The 12853-nt window shown below is 47.6% G+C and carries 13 protein-coding genes; all 13 read left to right on the top strand.

From position 1 onward, the window contains the following. The coding region (locus tag KBY68_RS11935; RefSeq protein WP_255097410.1) for an SPASM domain-containing protein at positions 1-633 on the top strand (633 nt) is incomplete at its 5' end. Then, positions 623-1954, top strand: a complete 1332-nt coding sequence (locus KBY68_RS11930) for a glycosyltransferase family 4 protein (protein WP_255097409.1) — start codon at positions 623-625, stop codon at positions 1952-1954. The genes KBY68_RS11935 and KBY68_RS11930, both read left to right, overlap by 11 nt. Continuing rightward, on the top strand, positions 1947-2789 hold the full coding sequence (locus tag KBY68_RS11925; protein WP_255097408.1) for a hypothetical protein: 843 nt from the start codon (positions 1947-1949) through the stop codon (positions 2787-2789). Before KBY68_RS11930 ends, KBY68_RS11925 begins: the two co-directional genes overlap by 8 nt. Positions 2790-3449: 660 nt before the next feature. Then, the gene (locus KBY68_RS11920) at positions 3450-4217 is read left to right on the top strand and encodes a cephalosporin hydroxylase family protein (protein WP_255097406.1); all 768 of its coding nucleotides are present in this window, start codon (positions 3450-3452) and stop codon (positions 4215-4217) included. 162 nt (positions 4218-4379) lie between these two features. Further along, the gene (locus KBY68_RS11915; RefSeq protein WP_255097405.1) at positions 4380-5003 is read left to right on the top strand and encodes a hypothetical protein; all 624 of its coding nucleotides are present in this window, start codon (positions 4380-4382) and stop codon (positions 5001-5003) included. Between the two features lie 32 nt (positions 5004-5035). Beyond that, positions 5036-6064 carry a TIGR00180 family glycosyltransferase gene (locus KBY68_RS11910; RefSeq protein WP_255097404.1) on the top strand — a complete coding sequence of 343 codons (1029 nt, stop codon included), beginning with the start codon at positions 5036-5038 and terminating at the stop codon, positions 6062-6064. A gap of 260 nt (positions 6065-6324) precedes the next feature. Then, a complete protein-coding gene (locus KBY68_RS11905) occupies positions 6325-7029 on the top strand; it encodes a Gfo/Idh/MocA family oxidoreductase (protein ID WP_255097403.1) in 705 nt (234 codons plus the stop codon). Continuing rightward, positions 7026-7988 (top strand): Gfo/Idh/MocA family oxidoreductase, encoded by a 963-nt coding sequence (locus KBY68_RS11900; RefSeq protein ID WP_315855671.1) that lies wholly within the window; start codon positions 7026-7028, stop codon positions 7986-7988. Before KBY68_RS11905 ends, KBY68_RS11900 begins: the two co-directional genes overlap by 4 nt. A gap of 1241 nt (positions 7989-9229) precedes the next feature. Further along, positions 9230-9361 carry a hypothetical protein gene (locus KBY68_RS11895; protein WP_255097399.1) on the top strand — a complete coding sequence of 44 codons (132 nt, stop codon included), beginning with the start codon at positions 9230-9232 and terminating at the stop codon, positions 9359-9361. Next, a complete protein-coding gene (locus tag KBY68_RS11890) occupies positions 9349-10368 on the top strand; it encodes an NAD-dependent 4,6-dehydratase LegB (protein ID WP_255097398.1) in 1020 nt (339 codons plus the stop codon). The genes KBY68_RS11895 and KBY68_RS11890 overlap by 13 nt, the downstream gene beginning before the upstream one ends. Further along, positions 10365-11579: a LegC family aminotransferase gene (locus tag KBY68_RS11885; RefSeq protein ID WP_255097394.1), complete on the top strand. Its 1215-nt coding sequence runs from the start codon at positions 10365-10367 to the stop codon at positions 11577-11579. Before KBY68_RS11890 ends, KBY68_RS11885 begins: the two co-directional genes overlap by 4 nt. Positions 11580-11610: 31 nt before the next feature. Continuing rightward, complete coding sequence (locus tag KBY68_RS11880) at positions 11611-12204, top strand: NeuD/PglB/VioB family sugar acetyltransferase (protein WP_255097393.1); 594 nt, start codon at positions 11611-11613, stop codon at positions 12202-12204. Further along, positions 12189-12853: N-acetylneuraminate synthase family protein (locus KBY68_RS11875; RefSeq protein WP_255097391.1), on the top strand; the 665-nt coding region annotated here is incomplete at its 3' end. The genes KBY68_RS11880 and KBY68_RS11875, both read left to right, overlap by 16 nt.

The following is a 12853-nucleotide window of genomic DNA, read 5'->3' as shown; positions in this document are numbered from 1 at the left end:
GAAGCCATCAGGGGAAGGACAGACTTTCACAGAATCCGTGACAACGTAGAAGGCTTTATACAGATTCGCAACAAGCTCGACGCAGATTGCAAAGTCGTGATCCGCATGGTTAGACAGCAGCTAAACAAAGAGGAGTGGAATGACTACAAGAATTATTGGGATGAACGGCTTGATCCATCAAAGGGAGATGCATGCGTTGCCTTTGACATACATAATACGGGAGGTAAAGTTGGTGATTATGAAAATAAAAAGATTGAAAGCAGCCATATTGATAATAATATTGAAGAGATTTTTAAATCCATGGGCGATACAACCCTTAATATTGAGAAGAACTCTGATAGTAACGGATTAATTTGTCTGGATCCCATCGAATATGAAAAACAAGCGTTATGCCCTGATCTGTTTACTAGGTTGAGTATTTACGCCTCAGGGAGGACAGCCCTTTGCAGCGCTGATCAAGCGGAGTACCACCCAATTGGAAGCGTACTTGAGTATGAAACACCTGAAGATCTCTTTAATTCTGCATATTATAAGGATTATAGGAAAAGCTGGTTAGAAAGAGATATTAATTGCAAATCAAACTGCAAAGAATGCACTATCACGGTATCAAGATTCAGGAAACATGCCAGATAAGACAAGTATTCTTCATCTCACTCCGCACCTAAATGGTGGACTTGGCAAAGTATTACTGCTACAAGCAGAATGTAGTCAAACCAATCATCATATATGCTTATTTGAAAAAAGCATTTCTGATTATAAATTTTTCAATACAGAGATAATATGCAAGATCTTCGATCTAAATGATAATACTCATGCCCTGCTTTCAGCCTATGACGTAGTCCAAGTTGAATACTGGAACCACCCTCTCATATATGAACTTCTTCTTCGCGGAACACTCGACAATGTGAACTGTCTTGTGGGGTGTGCTCACATACAGGGGGACAAGGCCCCTCAGTTAATATCAAAAGGTGCAATTAAATACGTTGACAGGATGCTCATAACTGGGCAATGGCTAACAAAAAGCCTATCCGATGATGATCTCTTAAAAAAGATTGAATTTGTTAGATATCCGATTGAAATCAAGAAGTTTTCTAAATCTAATCACTTAAATCTGCAAGCAAGCAAGAGCAGGCTAACCGCATGCTATGTGGGCACTGTTTCGTACTCGAAGCTTAGTCGAGAATTCTTTAGTATTATTGAATCTTGTTATAGCTATATAGATTTTATCATCGTTGGTGATCCTGATGATGAAATAATAGCAGATTCTAGAGCACGGAGCAGCAATCTTTCCTTTATTGGCAAAACAGATGATGTTATTCCTTATCTTAGCGTATCTGACTTATTCTTTTACCCCTTGCGAAAGGGCCACTATGGTACTGGGGAACTAGCCCTAGTTGAAGCAATGTCATTCAGCCTGCCAATTGTTGCATTCGACAATGAAGCCGAGAGTTCTCTCATAATAAATAACCAGACTGGGATTCTATGTTCAACTTTGTCCGAATTTATCAGTGCTCTATCCTCGCTTGCTGCTAACAAAGCGCTCCGAGAAAGATTAGGAATGACAGCTAGAGAATATATAGAAAGCAATTACAGTCATGAAGCTTTCGAAATTTTTGCGAAGTCGTTTTATGAAAATATTTATTCCACTAGTGCTCGCACTAAGTATTCAGTATTCATGAAGGAAGAGTTACAGTCTCTTAGTATTGGCGCCAAGTGCTTTATACAATCTCTAGAAGGGATGGATGACACTTGTCACCACGTGATGCAATCAATGATTCGAGTAATGAACAATTCGGATTCATATTATGACAGAAAATCTATAGCTGTTTTTTTTAGGGATTACCCAGAGTATAGGTACAAGTCAAAGGGGGGCTTTTTCCACTACCTGTATTGCTTTCCAGGTGATCGATCTTTAAATATGTTAAGTAACTATGCTTCAGGCCTCCATGAATAATTATTCCTTTATCATAGATGTTGGAGGGTCCAATATCAAATTCTATTATTTTATAGATAACCATCCCTATCTAAAGTACTCTAAACACACCCCGCAAAGCTCACAATCCTTGCACGCTCTCCTAGTTGATTCCATCAACAAAAGTGGTTATGACACATGCTACATAGGCCTCCCTGGCCCTGTTTATGGTGGAGAAAAGAATATATTTCTGCCCCCTTTGGGTTATTCATTGAATGTTCTGGACTTCTTAGCTTGTCTTCCCGAAAAGACAATAATCCTAGAAAATGATTGTTCACTGCTTCATAAACTCGTTATTAGGGGTTCCCCGAATGAAGTTTATTCTAAAAGTAATCGATCTTCAGTCTATGGGTCTATCTGTATTTCAATTGGAACTTCTTTCGGGCTAAGTGGAATGACTTGCGATGGAGGTCTGGTATCGCTAGAAATTGCGCACATTCCAGTTGACTCTATTCTCAATATTTCTGGCATTTGCCCTCAGTATAGCAGGCTTGAGTTTTCTCGTACTTACGTAAGGGAGGTTCTTAACAGTCCCATGATATTGAATTGCAAAAGCGGTCTGTCCAAGCTTGGTATTGGCTTAAAAAGTGAGGCAGACTGCGTTAGATTGGTCAACGGATTAATTATTGGATCTAGCATCTTGGCCGCTAAACTATTAGGCATTGTCAGATATGATATCTATATTGTCACAGGCATCTATGACCACATCGGCAAACTGCTTAATTCCCAAGAAATGCATGATTACTTAGGGCATCACCAAGAGGATATTCAGTCAATCTCTATATTTGCGCAAAATCATTTAGATAGCTTGCCCTAGTTTTGGAGCCTGGGCTGATGCTCGCTATGATTTAGAATTTTTGCTAAGAGTAGCTACCTAAGAATTCTTCCGACCTGGAACCTCAACTGCAGATTTCGCCCCAACGTGCAGAGAAAGCTCTTGGCTATCTCCGCGGGGAGGTGCTAGTAGGTTAATCTTACAACCTTGACGTTTGCAAGGAATAAATTGAGCTTATTGTAAGTAAGATCAATATTAATCCAGGTAATACTAAATTATGTTCATAGGAGAATTACAATAAATCACTTGTTTGGTAATGAAGATTTTACCGGGCAAGAGATCCATTGAAAATCAACCCCATTTCAACCGTAGACTGTTCAAGCCGTCTACGGTCAGTTCCTGAGCATCATTTCGACCTCTTCAATTCCTCAAGTTGGCAGGCTCTACTCAAGTGCTAGCTAACATATGTCGTCCTCTTGAGCTGGACAGGAAACTTTTATTAAAGGTTCCTGTCGTCAGCTGCGCGACTTCGTTGACGATCAGGAAATGGTACGCCAGTTGCTGACGTAGGCAACGCATCAAAACGCGACAGTTTTTTACAATATGGGTTCAGCCATAGCATTTTCAGTTTTAATGGCCTCTTGCTTTCTGAGCCCACATGGATAAGTTTCAGGCCCTTCAAATCAACCCGCAGACGCATCCATGAGTACAGATCTGATCCAGTTACATTATCAAGAAGCTAATCAGCGAGCCAATATTCAGGCAGCTGATCAAAGCATTACACAGCCAGCCTTGCAGTTCTTTGCTCGAAGCCACCAGCTTCAGTATTCTTACAATTTTTCCTGGCTTAACAGGCCAATCATTCAATACCCACAAGATATCGTCGCATTCCAAGAATTAGTTTCAACTGTTAAACCTGATCTAATTATTGAAACTGGCGTTGCCCACGGAGGCTCCCTCGTCCTATCGGCTTCACTTTTGTGTCTTCTGGATGTGATGGAAGGACTAGATCCGCGGCAATCACCACGCAAAGTAGTTGGTGTTGATATTGATATCCGCCCCCACAACCGCAAAGCCCTCGACGAACATCCCCTGCGCTTCAAGATGGAACTGATTGAAGGATCCTCGATCGACCCCGAGATCATTCAGCAGGTTCGTAGCCATGCCGATGGCGTCGATCGGGTGCTGGTGTCCTTGGATTCCAACCACACCCATGAGCACGTGCTTGCCGAACTGAATGCTTATGCCGATCTTGTGTCCGTCGGCAGCTACTGCATTGTGTTCGACACTGCCATTGAAGACCTAACCGCCGGATCCTTTCCTGATCGCCCCTGGGATGTTGGCAACAACCCCAAAACAGCCGTTCATGAATGGCTGAAGAGCCATCCCGAGTTTGAGATCGATAAGGATATCGACAACAAGCTGTTGATTAGCGTGGCGCCGGATGGGTATTTAAAGAAGGTTGCTTAAATCCCTGCATCGAAGGATGTGTTAATTGCATTTACTATATCGTTCGGAAAGTATTATTAGATTTTACCGCTCAACTAGATTTGATGATATGTTTTGTATCCACCTGGTTGATTAAATCGTAATAAATAATTCCCAGTATTCAAAAGTAATAAATCAGTTCTCATGACAGTGCCAGCAGCATCTTTTGGTAACTCAGTCTGGTTGAAACTCACCGCTCAGCCTTTTGGTAGCAGCACTAAAAGAGAATTAGAACTCACAATTCTTGGCGCCGCAGTGGATTCAGGTTTGCTAGGAGCTCGTGCTGAAAATTTTGCCGAACATCTCAATATCCCAATAACTCGAGCACATGCGTACCTAACAGATCTTGCATTACGTCGGCCTGCCATAAACAACAAAGAAGGTGTTATGGCATTAATAAACTTACTCAAGGATTCCGAGGTGGTGCATGATGAAGCCTATTTTTTCATTCCACTTCATGATGCCGCATTGCGCATTTGGCTGGAGCGCAAGATGGCACGTCTGCGCTTGAACTCCGGCGACACGTTACGCCGTGATCACGTCAAACTCACACCCGTTGGCCTGGCAAAGATTATAGATGCTGCTGATGGAGTTGTTTCTCCACTCGAATCTCTTAATCTTTTGCCCTCTGATCTGAAGGATGCAGATTGGGTGAAAGCAGCTAGGAAGTCGTGGCGCAGTAGTATGGGTTGGAAAGAGGCGCTGGGGTTGTTAGGTAACACCGCAACGATCGCACAGGCTATTTTCCCAGCCCTGTTGGGGATGTAGACCACCTTTAATATCTTCTTTATTCTGCTTCAATGAAATCATTAATGCCACTGAACTTGCTTACCCTCGTTTGCCCTACCTACAAGCGCGAATCATACTTAAAGCGTAGTGTTGAGTTCTGGGCTCGGCAGCCATTTGAAATTATATATATGGATGGATCTCCTGAAGCTAGCGATATTGATTTTTCAGGCTTTGCAAACGTGGCCTACTTTCATAATCCTAGGTTTATTGTGGAACGTTTAGAAACAGCAGCAGGTCTAATTTCAACACCATATGCCTGCATGGTTGGAGATGATGAATATTTTGTACCATCAGCCCTGCAGGATTGCATTGATTTTCTTCAGGTTCATCCTTCTCATGCTTCTTGCATGGGGCGTGCCCTTGGATTTGATAGGAAGAGTGATCAGTTGGTATTTAATACAGCTTACCCTCGTTTAAAGGGCCTTAAACTTACCGATGATTCTCCAATGCAGCGTCTTGCAATTCATTGGGCCCAGTATGTACCAGCACACTGTTATTCAGTAACTCGCACGCCTGTTTGGAAGCGAGCCATAAATCTTTCTTTAGTTAGACAATACAATGTTTTTTCGATAGAAGAAATCCAGTTGGAAACTGTGATCTGTGCAGCTGGAAAGTCAGAGGTTTTGCCGATTCTATATTGGCTGCGCTCTGATGAGGCGCCACCTACCCGCAATACGGGTGACCCCTACCTTGATCCATCTAAGAGTTTTGCAGCTTGGTGGAGAAATCCCGCAACCAGCTCTCAGAAGAATGATTTTCTAGAGTCTTTAGCAGGAGCTTGTGGTTCAGATGTGGATTGTAAGGAGTTAGAAATTGTTTTTGATGTCTACGTAGCCAGTTACTCGCGAGAACCAGGCAGTATGGCCTGGCTCCGATCGATTAAGCCAAGGGTCGTTGGAAAACTTAAGCGTGTCTTTTCACGTTTAATCCCAACTTTAGCTGAGGATCCCCTTCAGCTCTTACGTAAGCAGGGGGTTTACATTGATGACGAAGGGCTGAAAAAATGTTTTGATTCAATTAAACAAAGCTGGCAAGCCTAATGTTTTCACATGACCGAATTTACCTAATCGGAGCCGGCCAACTCGGCTCCCGCTACCTTCAGGGCTTGGCAGGGATTAAGAGGCATTTAAGTATCACTGTGGTTGACCCGTCGGATCAATCTCTTGGAATCGCTAAAGAAAGGCTTGCAGAGGTGGAACCATCTCCCCATTCATTTCAGTTCCTCAATTCAATTTCTGAAAGTAAAGATCCAGTTGATCTATGTATTGTCACTACTCCTGCCCATTGCCGTGCCGATGTGGTGGCCACCATCACTTCTCAATATGAAGTGAACGCTTGGATCCTAGAGAAGGTTCTGGGGCAGAGCACCCAGCATGTAAATCAAATTGTAAGGCTTTTGAAAAGCAACCTAAGCGTATGGATTAATACACCAATGAGGATCATGGCATGGCACAACGAGATAAAAAAGCAGATGTCAAGCATCTGTGGCACTCTTTCTCTGTTACAGGTTCGCGTAAGTGGCGGCAACTGGGGTCTTGCATGCAATGCCATTCACTACATCGATCTAGTTAGTTGGTGGAGCGGCGCCAGAGTTGAAGCAGTCAATGCTCAAGGACTTGAAAACTGGCGTGCCAGCAAGCGGATGGGCTATCAGGAGGTTTTTGGCACATTGATTGTTACCTTTCATGATGCAACTGTTCTAGAGCTCACCTGCAGCCAAGTAGATGCTCCGCCGAGAATTGAGGTTGAAACTACACATGGGCTCTGGACGATCGATGAGGAGGCCGGCGTAGCCAACGGGCCATCGGGTCAGCAAATCTATGGCCAGCCCAGCTTTCAAAGCATCCTCACAGCTCCCTTGGTAGAGCAGATACTTGACACTGGACAGAGCAAACTACCCAGTCTGGCTGAATCGGCTGCACAACACCGCCCCTTTCTGGATGCCTTGCTGCAGCACTGGAACCAATCTCATGCAAGGCAAGACTTGGCCGTACCAATTACATGACTTCAATGCCTCCATCTCTCTGGCTGATCGGTGCTGGGCCCATGGCCCAGGACTATGCCAACGTGCTTCAGGCAATGTCCGTTCCCTTCAGAGTTATCGGGCGCAGCAGCTCCTCGGCGGTGGCTTTTCAACAGGCCACTGGAATCTCTGTAAAGGCCGGAGGCCTGGAGACTGCACTGACAGCAATGCCCGCTCCTGATCAAGCGGTTGTAGCCGTTGGCGTGGAGCAGCTTGCAACCGCCGCTCAGCAGTTGATATCCGCGGGCTGCCGACGGATCCTTCTGGAAAAACCAGGAGCACTCACCCTTTCAGAGCTCCAGGGGCTTTATAACACTTCCGAAGCCAAGGGAGCCCAGGTCTGGATTGCATATAACCGCCGCTTTTACGCCTCCGTACGAAAGCTGCGCGATTTGGTATTAACTGATGGTGGCATCACCAGTGCAGTCTTTGAATTCACAGAATGGAGTCACCTTCTCAGGGATCTGCAGACAGCCCCTGGAGTGAAAGAGCACTGGCTGCTAGCTAACTCCACCCACGTGATCGACCTGGCCTTTGACTTCATTGGCTTGCCAGCAGCTGGGCAATGGCATGCATGGTATAGTGGCAGTCTAAAATGGCACCCAGCCTCCGCCCGCTTCCATGGCTCGGGATTTAGTGATCGCGGAATACCCTTTGCATATCATGCCGACTGGGAAGCACCAGGACGCTGGGGAGTGGAACTGCTCACCCGTCACAACCGTTACTTGCTGAGTCCAATGGAATCGCTGCAGGTTATTCCATTGGCCTCAGTGCAAGCACAACCAATTGAACTGGATGATGATCTGGATCAAAAGTTTAAGCCTGGCCTGTTCCGTCAGTGTGAAGCATTTTTGAGTAAGCAGACTGATCAGCTATGCTCCATCAATAAACAGCTGGAAGCGTTTCTGATTTATTACTCTATAGCCGGTTATTCCCTGTGATAATTAATCTCCATTTTTTCCAGCTGACGCCACCCGCTACGGTGCATTAAGCCATACGCATCATTGAGCATGTCTCTGACCAGATCACCCTTGTGTTGGATAAGAAGCAGCGCTTGCTGAGCACGGTCGCCGATTGCGCCATCCACCGAGACCAGTTGCATGGTGAAAGGCTTGACGTTCCAATTGATCGTCTGATGAATCTCCAGTTTCGGTTTGTATACAGTTACATGAAACAAGAAGCGATAATGGCGATGATGCGCTGAGATGTACTACGAGAGATTCCGGTGATAGATTTGTTATTAGTTAGATCGCATTGTGGGGCTCTTGCTACTTAATGAACTTTTGGCGCCGCTACAGCTGCAAAATACCGTGGTGATTATTCCGAGGGGGGGGGCATGGCAAGCACCTGCCGGAACCATACTGAACATTGCCCCAAGTAGATGCTGTCCGTGTGCGATTCTCCAATGCTAAAAATCTATTTACGGTAGTACAATAATAGTGGCTTTAACCAATCCTACTCTTGAGTTATCCGAACAAATGAACATATTGTCAACTTTTTCCAGGATAGCTCAGGGTGTGACCCAAGCATTAGCCATCCAATCTAGAGCCAGGATCTCATTATAATTGAATCATTGTAGCAATTTCCTAACATCTTGTCGGCACTTTTTTTGGTGGCGAACTGTGAAGTGCTTACGCGGCTCAATCCCAACCATTTACTTGCATATCATCATAAGAAACAAGCCCAAGCCATCATCTGCGCACTAAAGCATAAGATCACTGGTCCTTTTGAAGCGGATGAAATAAACGACGGCAGAGCCAGCAAACTTAAAAGAGAAACCGACCTATCGGCAGCTAGATAATGATGGAGTATATGTTTACGATACAGTGCTCCTGCCTTTATTATCAAGCCAAAATTTTACTGATATGCCAACTCCGCTGCTGGCTTCCCATCCTGCCGGTCATTGAGTGGCTGGATGTCCAATACATGAATATTGGCTGGATGTTAGCCGACCTGAATATTATGAAGAAGCCCATTTAAAATAATAAAGCTCTCAGCAAGCAATAAAGCCGCTGAATTTTCTCTACCTTTATTAGTGCTAATATCTGGTTATTGGCAGCATCAGCAGACGGCATCTCAGCCTGCCTGGGCAGGACTAGCAGACCTTGGAGTTTGGAATATTGCTAAAAGGGTTGGGTCCAGATTGTTTAGAAATTTAACCAGAGAATCGGCTTCTACTGATATGGATACACCCCTTGATTGGCAGCCTACTACAGTAGTAATGGATGCAGCTGTATTTATTTTTCTCCTTTCGCCTGCTGCATCAGCAATTAATGGCAAAAATCTTATTGTTGATGACGGATGGACGTTGTGAGCGCAGATAATAAGCCTGTATTGGTCACCGGCGCCGACGGCTTCATCGGCTCACACCTAGTCGAATTGCTGATCAGCCAAGGTCATGAAGTAAAGGCTTTCTGCCTATACAACTCCAATGGTAGTTGGGGCTGGCTGGACACACTCCCTGAGGCCAGAAAGGCCCAGATTGAGGTTGTGCTGGGTGATATTCGCGATCCTCTCTGCGTGCGTGAGGCAATGCGTGGCTGCGAACAGGTTTTCCACCTGGCGGCCCTGATTGCAATTCCCTATAGCTATGTGGCCCCAGCCAGTTATATAGATACAAATATCCATGGCACCTTGAACGTGGTGCAGGCCGCAAGGGATCTTGGTGTACAAAGGATTGTGCACACTTCCACTTCAGAAACCTACGGCACAGCCCAGTTCGTGCCGATTACTGAGGAGCATCCACTGGTTGGCCAGTCGCCTTATGCCGCCAGTAAAATAGGCGCTGATCAGATCGCTCTGAGTTACTGGCGTAGTTTTGAAACACCGGTAGCAGTATTACGACCCTTTAACACCTATGGACCCCGGCAAAGTGCTCGGGCAGTTATCCCCACGATCATTAGCCAGATTGCTAGTGGGCTGCGGGAAATCAAGCTGGGGGCCCTTTCACCCACCCGGGATTTTAATTTTGTGGCAGACACCTGTGCGGCTTTCTTGGCTGTAGCCAATAGTGATGCTGCCCTAGGCCAGGTGATCAATGCCGCCAGCAACTTTGAGATCTCGATTGGTGCTACGGCAGCACTGATCGCCGAGGTTATGAACGTGGAGCTAACAATCAGAACTGATGAACAGCGCTTGAGACCTGAAGGTTCCGAGGTGAATCGCCTATTTGGTGACAACAGCCGCCTGCGCGAACTTACTGGCTGGCAGCCCGCCTACGGCGGCCTTGACGGCTTCCGGCATGGGCTAGCACTCACGGCGGAATGGTTCAGCGATCCTGCCAACCTGGCCCGTTATCGGCCTGGCAGCTACGCGGTATGACCAGAACAGCTGAGACAGCAGAGATTCTCCAGGTTCTTCAGCAGGTGCTGGGGAGTAGCTCCACATCAAAGCCGATCGTCTTGCATGAGCCGGATTTCAGCGGCACCCAGGCTTGGGCCTACGTAAAGGATTGCCTCGATACCGGCTGGGTTAGCACCGCTGGCCAGTGGGTGAGCCGCTTTGAGCAGGAGCTCTGCGCCGTCACCGGTGCAAGCCATGCGGTGGCGGTTACCAATGGCACCGTGGCCTTGCGGCTGGCGTTGCATCTGCTCGGTGTGGGTCCCGGCGATGAGGTGTTGCTGCCGCCGCTGAGCTTTGTGGCCACGGCTAATGCCGGCGCCCATTTGGGGGCCGTGCCCCATTTTGTCGATATAAATGCGATCACCTTGGGCCTCTGCCCCGAAGCTCTAACTGAACGATTGGAGCGGATAGCAGAGCGCACTCCAGCCGGCCTTTTCAACCGTGAGACAGGTCGCCGCCTCGCTGCCTTGCTACCGGTGCATGTGTTTGGCCATCCAGCCGACCTGCCGGGCCTTTTGACTGTTGCCGAAGCCTGGGGTTTGCCGGTAGTTGAGGATGCCGCGGAAGCCCTTGGCAGTTGGCGTGACCATGCTGGCAAGGCCAGCCACTGCGGACTGTTTGGTGCAATCGGCACCCTCAGCTTTAACGGCAACAAGTTGATTAGCACCGGTGGAGGCGGCGCCCTGCTCACCCATGATGCTCAGCTGGCCCAACGGGCCCGACACCTCTCCACCACCGCCAAGCTTCCCCACCCTTGGGCCTTTGAGCACGACGAAGTGGCCTGGAACGACCGCCTGCCCAACCTCAATGCCGCCCTAGGCGTGGCACAACTGGAAGACCTCAGCCGTCGCCTAGAGGCCAAGCGCCAGCTGGCTGAGCGCTACGCCCAAGCCTTTGCTGGGGTGGAGGGAGTGGAACTGGTGTCCGAACCCCAAGGCTGCCGCAGCAACCACTGGCTGGTGAGCCTGCGCTTCACGGCTGCTGATCCGGCAGAGGCGCAAGCCCAGCGCCAGAGCTTGCTTGAAGTGGCCCATGCCGGCGGCATTTTGCTTAGGCCCGTGTGGCAGTCCCTGCACCTGCTGCCCATGTATGCCGATGCGCCCCGCGGTCCGTTAGCCGTGGCGGAGGATCAAGCGGCAAGGCTGCTTAACCTGCCCAGTAGCCCACAGCTGCTGGAGGGTCGGGATTAATGGGATCATGCATCTTTGGCCTTGAGGTGCAATGACTGACCTCCTGCTCATCGGATGTGGTGGCCATGCTCGCTCTTTGATTGACCTGGTGGAATCAACAGGCAGATGGAAGTTGATAGGTTTAATTGGCCACCCTGAACAGGTAGGCAGCTTGATTTTGGGTTGTAGGGTGATTGGCAGCGACGCTGATCTGACCAAGTTGCGTGAGAGCTGCGGACATGCATTGTTAGCTGTTGGCCAAATTGGTGCGGCATCCCGACGTTTGTCGCTTGCAAAAAGCTTGGAACAACTTAATTTTACTAGCCCAACAATTATCTCCCCCCATGCAATTGTTTCACGCCATGCCAAGGTGGGATCCGGAACAACAGTTGGGCACGGGGTAATTGTGAATGCGGCAGCAGAAGTGGGCATTCATTGTATTATCAATAGCGCTGCATTGATTGAGCATGATGTTGTGATAGGTGATCACTGCCATGTTAGTACTGGGGCTCTAATTAATGGTGGAGCCAAGATCGGCAATGGGAGTTTTGTGGGGAGTGGAGCAATGTTGAGAGAAGGCTTAGACATACCACCAAATAGCGTAATTAGTGCTGGAAAGCGGGTTATGGGATGGCCACTCTTGTAATCGCTGAAGCCGGAGTAAATCACAATGGTGATATGCAGCTTGCCAAGCAGCTGATTGAGGCCGCTGCAGAGGCAGGAGCTGATGTGGTGAAGTTCCAGACCTTTAAGGCCGATAAGCTCGCTACAACTAAAGCCGGCAAAGCCAACTATCAGCAACAAACAACTGACAATGCTGAAAATCAGCAGGAGATGCTACAGCGCCTAGAGCTCGCTCCTGATCAACACCAACAACTGATTAGCCATTGCCATAATTCTGGCATTGAGTTCCTCTCCACAGCCTTTGATGATCCGAGTATTGATCTGCTGAATACACTGAATCTTAAGCGCCTTAAAATTCCCTCCGGTGAAATTACTAATCTTCCCTATCTGCGCCGCATAGGTGAGATGGGCAAGCCCCTAATTCTTTCCACGGGTATGGCTAATCTGGGGGAAATCGAAGTGGCTATTTCGGTGTTGGAAACTGCTGGCACTAAACGAGCTCAGATCACTGTGCTGCATTGCACCACGGAATATCCAGCCCCAATGGCTGAGGTGAATCTGCGCGCTATGCAAACAATTGGCCAAGCTTTTGGCGTGGCGGTGGGTTATTCCGATCACACCGCAGGTATTGATGTGCCAATTGCCGCAGTCGCCCTTGGGGCCACAGTGAT

The organism is Synechococcus lacustris Maggiore-St4-Slac, assembly GCF_024345595.1.
Classification (GTDB): Bacteria; Cyanobacteriota; Cyanobacteriia; order PCC-6307; family Cyanobiaceae; genus Synechococcus_D; species Synechococcus_D lacustris.
Note: the sequence above shows the minus strand (reverse complement) of the source record. Positions and strands in the feature narration are given on the sequence as shown.

Bases quoted from the DNA above. Each gene is read 5' to 3' on its own strand.
- KBY68_RS11920 (WP_255097406.1), top strand. From the start codon at position 3,450: ATGAGTACAGATCTGATCCAGTTACATTATCAAGAAGCTAATCAGCGA.
- KBY68_RS11880 (WP_255097393.1), top strand. From the start codon at position 11,611: ATGACTGACCTCCTGCTCATCGGATGTGGTGGCCATGCTCGCTCTTTG.
- KBY68_RS11900 (WP_315855671.1), top strand. From the start codon at position 7,026: ATGACTTCAATGCCTCCATCTCTCTGGCTGATCGGTGCTGGGCCCATG.
- KBY68_RS11890 (WP_255097398.1), top strand. From the start codon at position 9,349: ATGGACGTTGTGAGCGCAGATAATAAGCCTGTATTGGTCACCGGCGCC.
- KBY68_RS11895 (WP_255097399.1), top strand. From the start codon at position 9,230: ATGGATACACCCCTTGATTGGCAGCCTACTACAGTAGTAATGGATGCA.
- KBY68_RS11925 (WP_255097408.1), top strand. From the start codon at position 1,947: ATGAATAATTATTCCTTTATCATAGATGTTGGAGGGTCCAATATCAAA.
- KBY68_RS11910 (WP_255097404.1), top strand. From the start codon at position 5,036: ATGAAATCATTAATGCCACTGAACTTGCTTACCCTCGTTTGCCCTACC.
- KBY68_RS11930 (WP_255097409.1), top strand. From the start codon at position 623: ATGCCAGATAAGACAAGTATTCTTCATCTCACTCCGCACCTAAATGGT.
- KBY68_RS11915 (WP_255097405.1), top strand. From the start codon at position 4,380: ATGACAGTGCCAGCAGCATCTTTTGGTAACTCAGTCTGGTTGAAACTC.
- KBY68_RS11885 (WP_255097394.1), top strand. From the start codon at position 10,365: ATGACCAGAACAGCTGAGACAGCAGAGATTCTCCAGGTTCTTCAGCAG.